We start from the raw sequence: 15,755 nt of genomic DNA, 5'->3' as shown, positions 1-15,755 counted from the left end.
GACCAGATTTACTGGTCGTTTTTTTTCTTTTTATCACTATTCATCATTAGCATTACTGCGCCAACTAAGCCTAAACACACAAGCGCAAAAACAATAATCATTATAAAAGTTCCATTGCTATGCGAATAAAGTGGTAATAATAAATTTGCCATAGTTACAAAGGTTAGAATTTACACAAAGATAAAAGGTAACAATTGTTTATTACCTGATAATTATCATATAAACTTAATCTAAAAACTTCGCTTTTAATTCAGGTGTTGGAATCATACAGGCTTCTTTTTTGCCATACCATTTGTAACGATTTTTTGCTACGTAATCGTAAACGAAATCTCTTAATCCTGTTGGTAATATCTGAAAAACCGTTGCAAAAGTAAAAATTCCACTTAATCCTTTTGCGATATGTAAAGCAGCTGTTGATTTGTAATAGTATGAAATTCCAGGTTCGTATAAAACTATACTATCTGTATGAATAGGATTAATTCCAATGTGTTTTAGAATTTTTTGTCCCATTTCCGATTGAAGCGAAACAAATCTAAAAATATCTTTTTTATCGTGTTTAATTACATATTGAACCGACGAATCGCAAAGGTTGCAAACGCCATCAAACAATATTATTTTTTTATCTTGTGGCAAATCTTGTATTTCCATAATATGCTTCTAAATGTTATGCAGGTTGCACGTATTCTAATTGGTCTAAACTTACTTTTGAGGTGAATATTCCGTAATTCACTGTTGCTTTTGTTTTTTCGATTACATCAATGGTTCCAATCGCTTTTCCATCTATCATGCGAACTCTGTCGCCCACTTTTAGCGTAACTTTTGGTTTGTTCTCTTCTTCAATTTTGGCTTTGATTTTCTTTTCCTTCTTAACCACACGAATTTCCTCCACAATCACCTTAACTTCTTCTTCTACTTTTTTCTGGATAACTTCTTTAACTTTCTTTTCTTTAACCGAAAGTTTTTTTCGTTTCGAATTTTCGATTTCAACCATTTTCAAAAACTCACCAATTAAAGTCTTTTTATCTTTGTTATTAAAGTAACTTTCCGAAATATCATCAATCTTTTGCCCAATGTAAATCAAACGCTGGTTTGCATCATACAATTCCTGATAACGCTCTAATTTGTCCTGAATTTTAGCGTTGATGGTTTCCATTTTCTTGCTTTCTTCACGTGCTTTGGTTTCTTCTTCTTTTAAATTTAAAGAGGTTTTTTCCAATTTAGAGCGTTCTTTTTGAAGCGTTGCAATTGTTTTGTCGAAACGAACTTTTCCGCCTTCAATTTTCTTTTTTGCACGATTGATTAATCCGAATGGAATACCATTTTTCTGTGCGACTTCGAATGTAAACGAACTTCCGGCTTGACCCAAAATCAATTTGTACATAGGTTCTAATGATTTCTCATCAAACATCATGTTCGCGTTGGAAGCAAAAGGTAATTCGTTTGCTAATATTTTTAAATTGCTGTAATGCGTAGTAATAATTCCGAAAGCTTCACGAGCGTAAAATTCTTCTAAGAATGTTTCAGCCAAAGCACCTCCTAATTCAGGATCAGAACCTGTGCCAAATTCATCAATTAAGAACAATGTTTTATCGTTACATTTCTTTAAGAAGTAGTTCATGTTCTTTAATCGGTAACTGTATGTACTTAAATGATTTTCAATGGATTGGTTATCTCCGATATCTGTTAAGATTCTGTCGAATAAAAAAGTTTCGCTTCGTTCATGGACTGGAATTAATATCCCACTTTGCAACATTAATTGTAGTAATCCTACGGTTTTTAAGGAAATCGTTTTTCCTCCGGCATTAGGTCCAGAAATCACAATAATGCGACTTTCGTTGTGTAATTCGATGGTTTGTGGATACGTGACGGCTTTCTTTTCTTTATTGTTCAAATACAAAATAGGATGGAAGGCTTCTCTAAAAAAAAGTCGCTTTTCTTCGATAATATTAGGAAGAATTCCATTGATTTTATATGCGTATTTGGCTTTAGCAGCAATCACATCAACATCACTTAAAAAGTCTTGATAAGCCGCAATAGTTTCAGTAAACGGACGAATTTCATTAGTTAAACGTTTCAAAATTCGCATGATTTCTTCGCGTTCTTCAAACTCTAAGTTGTTCAATTCTCTTGAATAGCGTTGAGCTGCTTCGGGTTCGATATAGGCAATACTTCCAGTTTTAGAATTTCCTAAAATAGAACCTTTTACTTTTCTTCGATACATGGCTAAAACCGCTAAAACTCTGCGATTTTCAACAACTGTTTCTTTAATATCGTCTAAATAGCCAAGTGAATTATATTGGCTTAAAGCCATACCAAAACTTTGGTTTATTTTCCCTCGAACCACGTTTATATTTCGTCGAATATCAATCAAATCAGGTGAAGCGTTGTCTTTGATGATGCCAAATTTATCTACCACTTCGTCAATGCGTTGCAAAATCAGTTTTACAATGTCAATTTGGGAAGTTTTTTGATATAAATTTGGATAATAATCTTCAAATTTCTTTAAAAACTGAATCAACGTAATGGCAGTTTCCGAAAGATTTGAAATCTTTTTGAAACTTCCCACTTCTAAGAAACTATCTTCGATAGCTAAGAATTTTAGTTCGTAGTTGATGTTCTCAAATCCGTGATTCGGAATGGCGTTATTATTGGAAAACGAAGACAAATATTCAGAGGTTTGCTTCAAATTAATAAGCAATTCTTCTTTGTTTTTGAAAGGTGTAATCGCCATCGCTTTTGCTTCGCCAATATCAGTGTTGCAGCGGCCAGCAATCGTTTCTAAAACGGTATTAAATTCTAAATCTTGTAGTGTTTTTTGGGTAATCGAAATCATTTTTCTTTTTCTGTTAGGTCAAAGTTACAAAGTAATAAATCCATATTGCAATAGAAATTTATATTTTTGGTAAAAATTATAAAATGTTTATCAAAAATCAGACTTGGCAAGCCTTATTAGCAACTGAATTTCAGAAGCCGTATTTTGTTGAATTGACGCAACAAGTGGAACAAGAATACACTAACACAACTTGTTTCCCGCCAAAAGAACTGATTTTTTCAGCTTTTGAACAATTTGATTTTCAAGATACGAAAGTGGTAATTATTGGACAAGATCCGTATCATGGAACAGGTGAGGCGAATGGTTTGTGTTTTTCGGTGAATGATGGTGTAGCAATTCCTCCTTCGTTAAAAAATATTTATACGGAAATTAATAATGAGTACGATAGAATTCTTTTTCCCACATCAGGAAATTTAGAGCGTTGGGCTAAGCAAGGCATTTTGTTATTAAATGCTGGTTTAACCGTAAGAAAAGACGAAGCTAATAGCCACAAGCACTTAAAATGGAACGTTTTTACCGATGCTGTGATTGATTTGATTAACGAGCAATCTGAAAACGTGGTTTTTTTACTTTGGGGAAGTTTCGCACAGAAAAAAGGAAAACTAATCGATAGGAATAAACATTTGGTTTTAGAAAGCGGACATCCTTCCTTTGCACATTCGCACAAAAAATGGTTTGGACACAATCATTTTAAAATGACGAATGACTATTTGAGAGAAAAAGGGAAAGAGGAAATAGAGTGGTAGTGGACTAAAAGATCCAATTAATTAGAATTTAAAAATAGTTGACACATTATCAAACATGAATATCAAAAATCAAAACACTCAATAGCAGCAAAATAAAGAAAATTACTAAAAACAATACATAACTGTAGATTGAATATAAGAAGGATTTAATTTTTGATAAATTATTGAAAAAGGTGATATATGTCCAAAAAATCAAAACAATATCCATCAACATTAAAATATCAACAAATAGTTTATTATAGCTAGATTCAGTGTAGTATTTGGTGATTGGAAAAATAGCAATTCTAAGAATTAAACGTTGTGAAGCCATGTAAGCATTTAAGACAAAATGCTCTATAAAATTGTATCCTTGTTTTCTAAAAACTATATAAGAAGCTATTGAAAACATTGGAATAGACAATAATATTATCCAATAATAATGATGTGAAATCCATTCGTTTAAACTTTCATATTCCACACCTTGAATTTCGGAAACGGCTTTTTTATCTAAAACACTAAAATGAAATAAATGACGTAAAACGCCATACAAAGTAGCTAAAATAATTACTAAAGAAATAGGCTTGAAATGTTTAACACGTTTTCCTTCAATAAATTCTCTTATCGAATCTCCAGGTCGAGTAAATAATTCTTTAGCAGTGAATAAAACGCCTTTATCAAAATGAAAAAAAGCGTGTTGTATATCATGCAAAATAAAATGTAAATTTAATTTATGTGTATCAGCCGGTTGTCCACAATTATTACAAAAGTGTCCGGAATAGGTTTGATCACAATTTTTACAAGTTACTTGCATTATAATTGGATTTAATTCACAGTAAATTCTAAAGTATTATTTACAGCACCAACAGTAGTAGTATTAATAATTACAGTTACAGCATCTTGAGATCCTATTGAAACAATTCTTGGCTCAATAACAACTCTATATTGTCCAGGATTTAATGTGATATCTGTATCATATTCGTATGTAGTATCTAATGCATCTAACTCCTGAATACCTGAAATATAACTCCCTAATAAATTATCTCCTTCTGAAGCTGTAATATTATCTGGAATATAATTTTCCCAATTTCCTGAAGTATTTCTTTTTTGCATTGAATAATTAAAAAAGAATTTTCTAGATGTTGAAGTTAAAAACAAATCAAGAGGAAAATCCGAACCATGATTTAATAATCGGTCAAAATTACAAGTAACATTTAAAACATTGCCAGAAGCGCTAACTTCAATTTTATTGGTTGCTGTAACTGACTCTGTTGCAAAAAACTCATCATCATTTTCAGTACAACCTGTAAATAGTATTGAGATAATAGCTATAGTTAGATAGTGTATGTATTTTTTCATCTTATTTTATTTTAAAAACGATATCCTAAATTTAAACCTAAACGCGATACTGTTGAAGGGCTATCACTATTGAATAAATTTTTTCCAATCCCTACAGTTAAATCGATAACGAAACTTTCTTTAAAGTATAATTTGTAACCAATTGCTGCACCTAATGCTATATCGTTATACTCTTTTTTAGTAACAATAACATAATCAGCTACGCCATTATTTAAAGTTTTTAATTCTTTGTATTGTCCACCATTTATATTAGAAAAAGCTTCTAAGTAGTATAAATTAGTTGCGCTTTTTGACATCGCATATCGAACATAAGGAATTACTTGATATTCAATCATTGTTCGAGTATCATCTTTAAGAAATCCATCTTTTTTACTAGATTTATTAAATGTTAATCCTGAAATTCCCACTGAAAAATCTTTATTCAGAAAACGTTCGTATGAAATTCCTAATCTTCCGTTACCAATTAAATTTAAAACATCTACTTTTATTTCATTTTTTTTAGAAAATATAGGCGATGTAATTGTGTCAGTAACAGTGCTTTCGTTTGATTGTGCAAAAGTACTTATCGACAGAAAAAGTCCTAATAAACAGCTAATTCTTTTCATGTGTAAGGTTAATATTTTTGTAAATATAGAAAATTTTATCAATTAAAAGTGAGCTCGCCAAGAATTTCTTCACTCATAAATTTACCACCGGGATAGGATGCTGTATAGTCTAAATTCAGCCAAATTTGACCTCTTTCATCGATATGATAATGAATTTGTTGGTAGTGACTTTCTTGTTTAAAAAGTTCTTCTTTAATTAAATAGATAGCGGTTTCTAAATCGTTTTTATTCCCAATTAACATTTCTGGATACAAATGACCTCTTGTATGAATAATTCTAGGTGTTCCGCCAACAGCCTTAATGCAAGCAGCCATTAAAACCGCATGATCATCACAATCACCAGAGAAATGTTGTAAACTTTCAGAAGCATAAGCAATATATTCTCTTCCTTTTGGGTCATTGACGTAATTCCAACGGTTTCTAATTTCCTTAAAAACAGCAAAACATTGAATCATTCTTCGCCTATCACCAGTTTGTTTAAATTCTTTAAAATGTTTTGTAGTTGCTGATAGTGCAAAATTTCTAACTTTTGGATTTGAAAAATCAACAGCATTAATAATTTTCGATTTGTTGGGAAAAGGAAGTAGTTTTGCGACTATTATATCTTGTGGATTAGGGGTTTCGCTCATGGAATACACCATATAACGATAATCTTCAAAAACTCTATTAAACCCATAATTTCCAAATATAGTTCCGTACAATAAAGCAATTAGATACAAGAAGACAATTAGAATAATAATTGTTTTTACCAATCGTAAAAGAAGTTGAATTATTACTAAAATGATAATAAAAATGATAATTCTATCTAAATGAATTATCCATTCTAAATCGATTAAATTTTGGTGTGCAATTAAAAAAGTAGGAATTGCAATTAAGATATTCAATAAAAAAATGACAACAATATCCCATGGCTTCGGTAAAGAAAGCTTTTCTTTTAGTTCAGCGATAGTAGGAATTTTAATTGTCATTTCGTTTAAAACGATAAAAATACGGAATTATTTAAGTATCGATTCTTTTGGTAATTTTTTATCGATAATTTGAAGCTTCAAAAGTTGTTCCATTATTTTATCTAATGTTTGAGCAGTCATTTGTTTTTGCGACCAACGAGTTAGTTTTAGCCATTCTTGAATGGCTTCAACTTTCTGATTATAATTTGAAGCTAAAGTTCTGTCAATGCTAGGAATTAACTTGAATTCTTCTGTAGTTGTATTGATAATGTTTAAAATTTGTTCAATGATTTTTGGATGTTGTTCCAAGACTTCATTTCGAACTGCAATAACAAAACAAGGCCATGGAGTAGGGCAATCGGCAATTCTTCTGAAAATTCCTTTATCCACTAGTGGTTGTGTCATAAAACGTTCCCACATGAAATAATCTGCTTTTTCTGAAGTTAGACTTTCAACTGCGCCATCAATGGTATTTACGATTTCGAATTGTAGATTTTCTGTATTCCAATTCTGATTTTGAGCATTCACAATACTCATTAAATGTGAACCCGAACCCATTCGAGAAATTGCTACTTTTTTGTTTACTAAATCGGAAAGTGTATTATAACTAGAATTTGCTGCTACATGAATTCCCCAAATTAATGGACTTTGCACATAAACTTGCACAATTTTACTTTGATTTCCAGCGGCAATATCTTTTATTATACCTTCAGTCAGAATTACGGCAATATCGGTTTCACCATCGCGTAACATTTGGCACATTTTGCCAGTTCCTTCTGGAACATCTCTCCATTGTAAATCGATTCCAACGGCTTTAAATTCGCCATCTTCAATACACATGTGCCAAGGTAAATTGAAATGCTCAGGAACTCCAGCTATTTTGATTGTTTTCATTATGGTTTTGTTAGATTATTCAGACAGTTTTGAGATACATTGTTCTCTAATTTTCCAAATTTCTTCAAAGGTATTATTTTGATTGGTTTCTTCAATCCATTTTTTTAAAAAAGCCTTGTGATATGCTACTTTAAAATCACTTACTTGATTTGGAATGATTTCGATTTCTTCCAAAATATCAAGCTTTATTTTATCATAAAAAGAGTCCGATGTTGTAGCATCAACTGGAATTTGATTAATCTTTAAATAACAATGTGCTTCTGGAATGTAATTGATATTATTTTTTGAGAGTAAATCACCTAGTTTTGGTGTGTTTACTTCATTCATTTTGAATATTCCAATGTATAGCTTAACATTTTTTATTTCATTTTTATCAGCAAAATCCTTTAAGAAAGCGTGTTTCGAACTGCAAGTTCCTTTATTTTCAGAAAGTACTAATGTAAAATCATACCTATTAGCATTTCTTCCATAAGGAATGTTTTTTACTTTCTCAATTAGCTCTTCAAAATTCATTCTAACGTTCTAAATTCTGATTTCTAGATTCTAAATTTTTTAACTGCCACCATTTCCAAGTTACACCATTTTCATCAGGATAATCTTCTACAAAATTAAAACCAACTTTTTGCAAAACATGATTAGAAGCACCGTTTTGGGCATGGGTGTAAGCATTCATTTCTTGAATTTTCATTTGATTGAAACCATGTTCTAACCAAGCAATTGAAGCTTCCGTAGCGAAACCTTTGTTCCAAAATTTTTCATTTAAACGATAACCGTAATCATAGAAATTGGTATTTCCGTTTTCTACATGGTCGTTTACAAATTTAATCCCTGTCCAACCTATTAATTCATTTGTATTTTTAGTAATAGCTACAAAACGCCCAATTCCGTTGTTAATGTATTGTTGCCTAACCATATCAATGTAAGCATGAACTTCATCAATATGAACAACTGGTTTTTGCCATAAATATTTATGAACATTAGTGTTGCAATCCATTTCAAATAATGAATTTGCATCTTCATGACGCATTTCTCTTAGAATTAATCGTGGTGTTTCTAGTATTAAATCCATGCTTTATTAATTTGTGATACATGATAAAATAAATGGTCAATATAATCCTCAATTAAAAATTGTAAATTGGTTAATGTGCCATTAGGGAGAATTAATTGATAATCTAAAGTTTTATCAGTTTGATTTTTTATAATTTCTAAAATATGACGATTCAAATGCAATCATAAATCGAATAAATCCTGATTGTTTTTATTTTGATAATTATTATATTTAACTAATGCATCTTGATTGTAAGGTCTTATTTTATAAGGCTTTTCGGAATATTGAATTTCGGTAAAACGTTGTAAATTATTAATAGTTGAATCAATTAAATGACCTAAGATTTCTTTTTTAGACCATTTGTTAATATCAATTTTAACATCAAAATCAGTTATTGATTGTAATTTCAAATTATCTAATAAAAACTCAAATTTTAAAACTTTATCTTTCATTCTATTTTTAAATCAGAAATTATAATTCTATAGCCATCAGGATCTAAAATCATTTTTCCGTTTTCATTCCAATAAGGATTTTTCGCTTTTATCAATTCAATTTTTTTTGATTGAATTTTATTCATAATGAAGTCAAACTCCATTTTATTGTTTGGATAAAAAACTAAATTATCATCCTCATTAAAATCAAAATGAACAATTTCATCTGATTTTGTAAATTCTAAATGCCAATTTTCATTTGATTTTCCTATAAAAATACCATCATAACCATTATGATTTTCAAAACCACCAAGCAATTCAAACCCTAAAATATCGATATAAAAGGATTTAATTTGTTCTAAATCATTGGTGTGTCTTGCAAAACGGAAAGTCATTTTTTTGATATATAATTATTCCGCTAACTTATTTAAAGTATACTCAATTAATTCATCTACAGCTTTATATGGGTCTTCACTGAAAGTTCCAGTTGCACGGTTAGCGATGATAGCATTTAAAGATAAACAGTTGTGACCTAATAGTTTTCCTAAACCATAAATAGCACCAGTTTCCATTTCTAAATTAGTCATTCTAGTTCCATTAAAATTAAAACTATCCATTTTAGAATTTAATTCTGGATCTTGAATTCCTAAACGCACCACACGACCTTGTGGACCGTAAAACCCACCAGCGGTTCCTGTGAATCCTTTAAAAATTTTATCACTTTCTAATCTTTGTTCTAACGTTTTGCTTCCTGCAATTACGTATGGACGACCTTTTCTCATGTCCCAATTGGTTTGCTTGATAAAAGCTTCTTCCATTTCGGTTTCCGAAATTTCGTCAATTAAATAGGAGCGAAGCATGTTATCCAATCCTAATCCATACTGACTCATTACAAAACTATCGCAAGGAATATCCGCTTGTAACGAACCGGAAGTTCCGATACGAACTATATTCAATGAAGTCAATTCATTTTTAACGGTTCTAGTTGCTAAATCAACGTTTACCAAAGCGTCTAATTCATTCATTACGATGTCGATGTTATCTGGACCAATTCCGGATGACATAACCGTAATTCTTTTTCCTTTGTAAGTTCCGGTTTGCGTTTTAAATTCACGTTTTTGAGTGGTGAACTCAATAGAATCAAAGTGTTTTGTAATTTTTTCAACACGGTTTTGGTCACCAACGAAGATAATATCGTTAGCGATTTGTCCAGGCTTTAAGTTAATGTGATATACACTTCCGTCTGGATTTAATATTAATTCTGATGCTGCTATCATTTGTTTTTGTATTATGCTTTAGGCTATACGCTTTAAGCCATTTTTATTTCATAATTTTAAATTCACTTATTGAATTTAACCTCCAACTCGTTTTGTTTTGAATCCTTTGTCTTGTAGTATTTTCATGATTTTATCACGATAATCACCTTGAATGATGATTTCTCCATCTTTAAACGTGCCACCAACTGCTAATTTGCTTTTGATTTCCTTAGCTAGGATTTTAAAATCTTCGTCTTCACCTTCATATCCTGAAATAATCGTGGTAGGTTTCCCTTTACGCTTCTCATATTTGCAAATCATTGGTTCTTTTTGAACAAATAATTCGTGAGGCGTTTCTTCGATAGATTCTGGTTCGTTAGAAACTTCGTGGTTTGGGAAAAGTTTTTTCAATTGTTCGCTTAAATCCATTTTTAATAAGTTAACAAGTTCTACAATAACAAAGTTACTTTGTTTTATGTTAGATTTTATAAAAAACAAAAAAGACATCAAGAAAACTTAATGCCTTTTCTATCTATTTTAAAATAAATTACTTCTTAATCAATCCTAATTCTACCAAACGTTCATGTAAAAATTCACCAGCGGTGATATCTTCATATAATTTTGGATTATTTTCATCGATACATTCTGGTAAGCAATTTAAACTCATATCGCTTACAGGATGCATGAAGAAAGGAATTGAATAACGAGAAGAACCCCACAATTCTCTTGGTGGATTTACCACTTGGTGAATCGTTGATTTCAACTTGTTGTTGGTATGTCTTGATAACATATCCCCAACATTAATCATCAACTCGTCTGGTTTTGCCATAGCGTCAATCCATTCTCCATTGTGATTTTGTACTTGTAATCCTTTTCCTTGAGCTCCCATTAATAAGGTAATCAAGTTGATGTCACCATGTGCTGCTGCACGAACGGCTCCGTCTTTAGGTTCGTCAGTAATAGGTGGGTAGTGGATTGGACGTAAAATACTGTTTCCGTCTTTAATAAATTTATCAAAGTAGAATTCGTCTAAACCAATGTAAAGTGCTAACGCTCTTAACACATAAACACCTGTTTTTTCTAACATTTGGTAAGCTTCTTTACCTACTTCATTGAATTTAGGTAATTCCGTTACTTCCACGTTGTCTGGATATTCGCCAGCGTACTTTGAACCTTCGCTAACGTATTGTCCAAAATGCCAAAACTCTTTCAAATCTCCAGCAGAGCGACCTTTAGCATGTTCTTTACCAAAAGAAACATAACCACGTTGTCCTCCAATGCCTGGAATTTCGTATTTTGCTTTGGTTTCTAAAGGAAGTGTAAAGAAGTTTCTCACTTCTGAATACAAACCTTCAACTAATTTGTCATCTAAAAAATGACCTTTTAATGCTACGAATCCGATTTCTTCGTAGGCTTTTCCGATTTCATTTACAAATTTTTGTTTACGTGCCGGATCATCCGACAGGAAATCACGTAAGTCAACACTAGGAATTTGTTGCATACTTAAGCTTTGTTGTTAATAAATCATTTGGGTTATAACCCAAGTAAATACAAATATAATTAAATATTTTAAATTCAAAAAAGTAAAGTTATTAACAATTGAGAAAAGTAAAAAGTAAAAAGTGAAAAATATATCTAGAGTTAATTTTGTGAATTTTAAAAAATTATTCTTTGCGCTCTTTGCGAAAAACTTTGCGTCTTTGCGTTTAAACTTTAATTTATTGTTGACTTTGATTTTTTAACTTTCTTTTTTTATAACAATTTGCTTTCAAAATGTTATTTTTATTACTTTTGAGCAAAATTTAATCGTTCCACTATCATGAACTTTGAAAGAAAAGAATTATCGAATTCGCAACTACTTGATTTATATAAGAAAATCTTAAAACCGCGTTTGATTGAAGAGAAAATGTTGATTCTAATCCGTCAAGGAAAAGTATCGAAATGGTTCTCTGGAATCGGACAAGAAGCTATTTCTGTTGGAATCACTTCGGTTTTGGATAAAGATGAATATATTTTACCAATGCACCGTAATTTAGGAGTGTTTACTACTCGTGATATTCCATTACACCGTTTGTTTTCTCAATGGCAAGGAAAGAAAAACGGGTTTACAAAAGGTCGTGATAGAAGTTTCCATTTCGGAACACAAGAATATAAGATTATTGGAATGATTTCGCATTTAGGTCCTCAATTAGGGATTGCTGACGGAATCGCTTTAGCCAATAAATTAAGAAAAAACGGAAAAGTAACTGCAGTTTTTACTGGTGAAGGCGCTACTTCTGAAGGAGATTTTCACGAAGCGTTAAATATAGCAGCAGTTTGGGAATTACCGGTTTTATTCGTTATTGAAAATAATGGTTACGGATTATCAACTCCAACAAACGAGCAATACCGTTGTGAAAACCTTGCAGATAAAGGTGTTGGTTACGGAATGGAAAGTTATGTGGTTGATGGTAATAACTTATTAGAAGTAGTGCATTTGATTTCGGAATTAAAAGCTTCTATGGTAGAAAATCCACGTCCTGTATTATTGGAGTTCAAAACGTTTAGAATGCGTGGCCATGAAGAGGCGAGTGGTACGAAATACGTTCCGCAAGAATTAATGGACATGTGGGCAATCAAAGATCCAGTAGAAAATTATAGAAACTACTTAAAAGCTACAGCGGTTTTATCAGATGAAGAAGATGAAGCAATTAGAGCTGAAATTAAAAAAGAAATCGATACGGATTGGGCAAAAGTTCAAGAAGAACCAGAAATTGTAGCTTCTTTGGAAGAGGAATTAGGTGATGTTTATAAACCTTACGAATTTGAAGCATTTAATCCATCTTCGGAAGTTGAAAATATCCGTGTGATTGATGCTATTTCGAATGGTTTACGTCAGTCGATGGAACGCCATGAGAATTTGGTAATCATGGGACAAGATATTGCCGAATATGGTGGTGCTTTTAAAATTACGGATGGATTCGTAGCCCAATTTGGAAAAGAAAGAGTTAGAAATACACCAATCTGTGAAAGCGCTGTAGTTTCAGCGGCTAACGGATTATCAATAAATGGATTTAAAGCCGTAATGGAAATGCAATTTGCAGATTTCGTTTCGACTGGATTTAATCCAATTGTTAACTTATTAGCAAAGCAACATTACAGATGGCAAGAAAAGTCGGATGTAGTGGTGCGTATGCCTTGTGGTGGTGGAACTCAAGCGGGACCTTTCCATTCGCAAACAAACGAAGCTTGGTTTACAAAAACACCAGGATTAAAAGTAGTGTATCCAGCGTTTCCTTATGACGCAAAAGGGTTATTGAATACAGCGATTAACGATCCAAATCCAGTATTATTCTTCGAACACAAGCAATTGTATAGAAGTGTTTATCAAGATGTACCAAAAGATTACTATACGTTACCTTTCGGAAAAGCGTCATTGATTAAAGAAGGAACAGATGTTACGATTATTTCATTTGGAGCAGGAGTTCATTGGGCTTTAGAAACTTTGGCTAAAAATCCAGAAATTAAAGCAGACTTATTAGATTTAAGAACGTTACAACCAATGGATTGGGATGCAATTTACGCTTCTGTTAAGAAAACAAATAAAGTAATCATTTTACAAGAAGATACTTTGTTTGGTGGTGTTGCCAGTGATATTTCGGCTATGATTATGGAAAACTGCTTTGAACATTTAGATGCTCCAGTTAGAAGAGTAGGAAGTTTAGAATCGGCAATTCCGTTTATGAAGTCGTTAGAAGATCAATATTTACCTAAAGGTAGATTTGAAACCGAATTAAAGGAATTATTAGCTTATTAATTCATCATCATAAATAATTTAAAAGACACTTTCGGGTGTCTTTTTTTGTTTTGGTTTGCATACACTATCCATACTTTATCTATACACTATCTATGGAGTATGTACGGAGTATCTACCTAGTATCTACCTATTACTTTATTAAAGAAAAGAAATTTTTAGAGTTCCGGGCTTCTTTCATATCGTTTTAAGGATTTTTCTAAAATACTTTTCATTCGCAATCTTAATCGTTCGGGTTTTAGGACTTCTAAGCCATCTCCGAAACCTAGAAGAATGCGCTCCATTTCGTAGTTTTCGATTAGAAATAGGTTGATGATAATGCTTCCGTCTTCGTTTTTTTTTAGTAATCGTTGGGAACGGTGGAGTGGCTTGGTTAGTACATAAGGTGCGTTGTATTGATCTATCCAAAGTTGAATAGGTTTTGGCTGTAAGCCTGAATTTACAGTAACACCAATTACATTTTTATAATAGTTCTCTGGATTAAAAGGTTGCTCCAAAAATGGCATTTGAAAATCGTAATCAATTTTAATAATACGGTCTAAGGCTAAATTAGCGATGGGTTGACTGACTTTTTTTCGCCCTACTACAAACCAACGATTATTGAATTCTTTTAAAATGAATGGATGAAAATGAAATTGATTTTCTTCTTTGGATTTGAATGACTTATAGGTAATTACTAAAACTATTTTTTTAACTATCGCTTGATAAATTTCATCTAAAAAATGCAAGCCTTTTAGACTCTCATTTTTGTCCAAATGAATTACGGGTTGGGTATGTGATTTTTCGGCATAGATTTTATCTTCTAAGCGTTGCAGAATGTCTGAAACATCATTGAACAAGGAAAAATCTTTGAATTGCTTCAACATAGAAACCGTTTCACTAAGAACATTAATATCAGTTTCGGTTAAAGGAATATCGGTAATGGAGAAATCTTCTTCGGCGTAGTGGTAATATTTTTTGTCATATACTTCAATAGGGGCATTGTAGCCCAACTTTTCGCTACGCATCATCTGAATATCCAATTGAATGGTGCGTTTGCTTACTGGATTTTCTTTGCCTTCGTATTCGTACAAAGCTTCGCTACAAGCGTTCATTAAATCTTCTAAAGTCCATTGACGGTAGTTGTTTTGCAAACATTTGTCGATGGTTTTGTAGCGGATGAGAGCGTTTTTATTTTGAGCCATTTTTTTGAAGTGTTCAGTGTTCATTTTTTAGTGTTCAGTTCTACAGAGTAGCTATTTCTTTTTGGATATTTTCTCTTGCTTTAGCTTCGAAAAATGTTCTGAATTCTTGGGTTTGATAGATGTTTTTGTTTTCTAGGAAATGTTCTAAAGCCTTTTTTCTGCCGGGATTATAGAGGAAATCGGGATAGATTTTGTATTCTTTTCTAATTTGCTGGCAATAGATTTTATAATCTTCCCAATCTTTGGAAAGGATTTTCAAATCAAAATCGATTAACCAGTTGCTATCTTCGTTTTCGTTGTGTTGGTGCAATTGTGTAGCGAGAATATGGTCAAAAACCTTTTGTTTGTTGAGTTGATGATTTGATTTTAATAGTGCAATTGCGTGTTCAGCACTTTTTAACTCGTTGTCTTTTCTCGTGACTTTGTACACATAATCGTGGTAAAAAATGCTAAACAATACTTCCTTTGGCTGTTGTAGTTGCTCTTTGTATTTCGTGAACCAAAACACCATTTCTTCCAAATGTGTAAGATTGTGATAGTATCTTGATTTTTTGGAGTATGCTTTTTCTAAATCCAACCATAAACTATTGATTTCATTGACAGTAAAGCCTATTTCAAGCAATAGGTTTGTATATATTTCTTTTAGATTCATAATCAGAATTTACTCAAAAATACAATTCTTT

Annotated in this window: 19 protein-coding genes; 2 read left to right on the top strand and 17 right to left on the bottom strand. The window is 31.8% G+C overall.

Annotation, left to right across the window (positions count from 1 at the left end; translation table 11 throughout):
* Positions 1 to 8: 8 nt before the first annotated feature.
* From OJ995_RS10860 to OJ995_RS10850, 3 genes are all read right to left on the bottom strand, one after another.
* Entirely contained in the window at positions 9 to 152 is a 144-nt protein-coding gene (locus OJ995_RS10860; protein ID WP_111565834.1) for a hypothetical protein, read from the bottom strand.
* Positions 153 to 225: 73 nt separating this feature from the next.
* Complete coding sequence (locus OJ995_RS10855; RefSeq protein ID WP_264369437.1) at positions 226 to 648, bottom strand: thiol-disulfide oxidoreductase DCC family protein; 423 nt, start codon at positions 646 to 648, stop codon at positions 226 to 228.
* Positions 649 to 664: 16 nt separating this feature from the next.
* On the bottom strand, positions 665 to 2,833 hold the full coding sequence (locus tag OJ995_RS10850) for an endonuclease MutS2 (protein WP_264369436.1): 2,169 nt from the start codon (positions 2,831 to 2,833) through the stop codon (positions 665 to 667).
* Between the two features lie 83 nt (positions 2,834 to 2,916).
* On the opposite strand from OJ995_RS10850, the gene ung reads away from it, so the two are divergent.
* Positions 2,917 to 3,579, top strand: a complete 663-nt coding sequence (gene ung / locus OJ995_RS10845; RefSeq protein WP_264369435.1) for a uracil-DNA glycosylase — start codon at positions 2,917 to 2,919, stop codon at positions 3,577 to 3,579.
* 49 nt (positions 3,580 to 3,628) lie between these two features.
* On the opposite strand, the gene OJ995_RS10840 is transcribed toward ung, so the two are convergent.
* From OJ995_RS10840 to OJ995_RS10785, 12 genes are all read right to left on the bottom strand, one after another.
* Positions 3,629 to 4,369, bottom strand: a complete 741-nt coding sequence (locus OJ995_RS10840) for a DUF3667 domain-containing protein (protein WP_264369434.1) — start codon at positions 4,367 to 4,369, stop codon at positions 3,629 to 3,631.
* A gap of 11 nt (positions 4,370 to 4,380) precedes the next feature.
* A complete protein-coding gene (locus OJ995_RS10835) occupies positions 4,381 to 4,914 on the bottom strand; it encodes a hypothetical protein (protein WP_264369433.1) in 534 nt (177 codons plus the stop codon).
* 11 nt (positions 4,915 to 4,925) lie between these two features.
* A complete protein-coding gene (locus OJ995_RS10830) occupies positions 4,926 to 5,519 on the bottom strand; it encodes a hypothetical protein (protein WP_264369432.1) in 594 nt (197 codons plus the stop codon).
* A gap of 38 nt (positions 5,520 to 5,557) precedes the next feature.
* Complete coding sequence (locus OJ995_RS10825; protein ID WP_264369431.1) at positions 5,558 to 6,487, bottom strand: transglutaminase-like domain-containing protein; 930 nt, start codon at positions 6,485 to 6,487, stop codon at positions 5,558 to 5,560.
* A 27-nt stretch (positions 6,488 to 6,514) separates the two neighbouring features.
* On the bottom strand, positions 6,515 to 7,360 hold the full coding sequence (locus OJ995_RS10820) for a substrate-binding domain-containing protein (protein WP_264369430.1): 846 nt from the start codon (positions 7,358 to 7,360) through the stop codon (positions 6,515 to 6,517).
* Between the two features lie 15 nt (positions 7,361 to 7,375).
* On the bottom strand, positions 7,376 to 7,873 hold the full coding sequence (locus OJ995_RS10815) for a hypothetical protein (protein ID WP_264369429.1): 498 nt from the start codon (positions 7,871 to 7,873) through the stop codon (positions 7,376 to 7,378).
* A gap of 1 nt (position 7,874) precedes the next feature.
* A complete protein-coding gene (locus tag OJ995_RS10810) occupies positions 7,875 to 8,429 on the bottom strand; it encodes a GNAT family N-acetyltransferase (protein WP_264369428.1) in 555 nt (184 codons plus the stop codon).
* Between the two features lie 161 nt (positions 8,430 to 8,590).
* Positions 8,591 to 8,860, bottom strand: coding sequence for a hypothetical protein (locus OJ995_RS10805; RefSeq protein ID WP_264369427.1), 270 nt, complete (start codon positions 8,858 to 8,860; stop codon positions 8,591 to 8,593).
* Positions 8,857 to 9,234: a VOC family protein gene (locus tag OJ995_RS10800; protein ID WP_264369426.1), complete on the bottom strand. Its 378-nt coding sequence runs from the start codon at positions 9,232 to 9,234 to the stop codon at positions 8,857 to 8,859. Before OJ995_RS10800 ends, OJ995_RS10805 begins: the two co-directional genes overlap by 4 nt.
* Positions 9,235 to 9,249: 15 nt before the next feature.
* Entirely contained in the window at positions 9,250 to 10,116 is an 867-nt protein-coding gene (locus OJ995_RS10795) for a nucleoside phosphorylase (protein ID WP_133607010.1), read from the bottom strand.
* Between the two features lie 75 nt (positions 10,117 to 10,191).
* Complete coding sequence (locus OJ995_RS10790; RefSeq protein WP_264369425.1) at positions 10,192 to 10,524, bottom strand: translation initiation factor; 333 nt, start codon at positions 10,522 to 10,524, stop codon at positions 10,192 to 10,194.
* 118 nt (positions 10,525 to 10,642) lie between these two features.
* A complete protein-coding gene (locus OJ995_RS10785) occupies positions 10,643 to 11,596 on the bottom strand; it encodes an isopenicillin N synthase family dioxygenase (protein ID WP_264369424.1) in 954 nt (317 codons plus the stop codon).
* 318 nt (positions 11,597 to 11,914) lie between these two features.
* Between OJ995_RS10785 and OJ995_RS10780 the strand changes: the two genes are divergently transcribed.
* Positions 11,915 to 13,891 (top strand): alpha-ketoacid dehydrogenase subunit alpha/beta, encoded by a 1,977-nt coding sequence (locus OJ995_RS10780; protein ID WP_264369423.1) that lies wholly within the window; start codon positions 11,915 to 11,917, stop codon positions 13,889 to 13,891.
* 155 nt (positions 13,892 to 14,046) lie between these two features.
* Here OJ995_RS10780 and OJ995_RS10775 read toward each other — a convergent pair whose 3' ends face one another.
* On the bottom strand, positions 14,047 to 15,072 hold the full coding sequence (locus OJ995_RS10775) for a helix-turn-helix transcriptional regulator (protein ID WP_264369529.1): 1,026 nt from the start codon (positions 15,070 to 15,072) through the stop codon (positions 14,047 to 14,049).
* 40 nt (positions 15,073 to 15,112) lie between these two features.
* Complete coding sequence (locus OJ995_RS10770; RefSeq protein ID WP_264369422.1) at positions 15,113 to 15,724, bottom strand: HD domain-containing protein; 612 nt, start codon at positions 15,722 to 15,724, stop codon at positions 15,113 to 15,115.
* Between the last annotated feature and the right edge of the window lie 31 nt (positions 15,725 to 15,755).

Source organism: Flavobacterium lacisediminis (assembly GCF_025909975.1).
Lineage (GTDB): Bacteria > Bacteroidota > Bacteroidia > Flavobacteriales > Flavobacteriaceae > Flavobacterium > Flavobacterium lacisediminis.
This window is presented reverse-complemented; position numbering and strand designations above follow the sequence as displayed.

What these genes read in the sequence shown, in the direction of transcription:
- OJ995_RS10860 (WP_111565834.1), bottom strand. Translation starts at nt 152, where the DNA reads ATGGCAAATTTATTATTACCACTTTATTCGCATAGCAATGGAACTTTT.
- OJ995_RS10855 (WP_264369437.1), bottom strand. Translation starts at nt 648, where the DNA reads ATGGAAATACAAGATTTGCCACAAGATAAAAAAATAATATTGTTTGAT.
- OJ995_RS10850 (WP_264369436.1), bottom strand. Translation starts at nt 2,833, where the DNA reads ATGATTTCGATTACCCAAAAAACACTACAAGATTTAGAATTTAATACC.
- ung (WP_264369435.1), top strand. Translation starts at nt 2,917, where the DNA reads ATGTTTATCAAAAATCAGACTTGGCAAGCCTTATTAGCAACTGAATTT.
- OJ995_RS10840 (WP_264369434.1), bottom strand. Translation starts at nt 4,369, where the DNA reads ATGCAAGTAACTTGTAAAAATTGTGATCAAACCTATTCCGGACACTTT.
- OJ995_RS10835 (WP_264369433.1), bottom strand. Translation starts at nt 4,914, where the DNA reads ATGAAAAAATACATACACTATCTAACTATAGCTATTATCTCAATACTA.
- OJ995_RS10830 (WP_264369432.1), bottom strand. Translation starts at nt 5,519, where the DNA reads ATGAAAAGAATTAGCTGTTTATTAGGACTTTTTCTGTCGATAAGTACT.
- OJ995_RS10825 (WP_264369431.1), bottom strand. Translation starts at nt 6,487, where the DNA reads ATGACAATTAAAATTCCTACTATCGCTGAACTAAAAGAAAAGCTTTCT.
- OJ995_RS10820 (WP_264369430.1), bottom strand. Translation starts at nt 7,360, where the DNA reads ATGAAAACAATCAAAATAGCTGGAGTTCCTGAGCATTTCAATTTACCT.
- OJ995_RS10815 (WP_264369429.1), bottom strand. Translation starts at nt 7,873, where the DNA reads ATGAATTTTGAAGAGCTAATTGAGAAAGTAAAAAACATTCCTTATGGA.
- OJ995_RS10810 (WP_264369428.1), bottom strand. Translation starts at nt 8,429, where the DNA reads ATGGATTTAATACTAGAAACACCACGATTAATTCTAAGAGAAATGCGT.
- OJ995_RS10805 (WP_264369427.1), bottom strand. Translation starts at nt 8,860, where the DNA reads ATGAAAGATAAAGTTTTAAAATTTGAGTTTTTATTAGATAATTTGAAA.
- OJ995_RS10800 (WP_264369426.1), bottom strand. Translation starts at nt 9,234, where the DNA reads ATGACTTTCCGTTTTGCAAGACACACCAATGATTTAGAACAAATTAAA.
- OJ995_RS10795 (WP_133607010.1), bottom strand. Translation starts at nt 10,116, where the DNA reads ATGATAGCAGCATCAGAATTAATATTAAATCCAGACGGAAGTGTATAT.
- OJ995_RS10790 (WP_264369425.1), bottom strand. Translation starts at nt 10,524, where the DNA reads ATGGATTTAAGCGAACAATTGAAAAAACTTTTCCCAAACCACGAAGTT.
- OJ995_RS10785 (WP_264369424.1), bottom strand. Translation starts at nt 11,596, where the DNA reads ATGCAACAAATTCCTAGTGTTGACTTACGTGATTTCCTGTCGGATGAT.
- OJ995_RS10780 (WP_264369423.1), top strand. Translation starts at nt 11,915, where the DNA reads ATGAACTTTGAAAGAAAAGAATTATCGAATTCGCAACTACTTGATTTA.
- OJ995_RS10775 (WP_264369529.1), bottom strand. Translation starts at nt 15,072, where the DNA reads ATGGCTCAAAATAAAAACGCTCTCATCCGCTACAAAACCATCGACAAA.
- OJ995_RS10770 (WP_264369422.1), bottom strand. Translation starts at nt 15,724, where the DNA reads ATGAATCTAAAAGAAATATATACAAACCTATTGCTTGAAATAGGCTTT.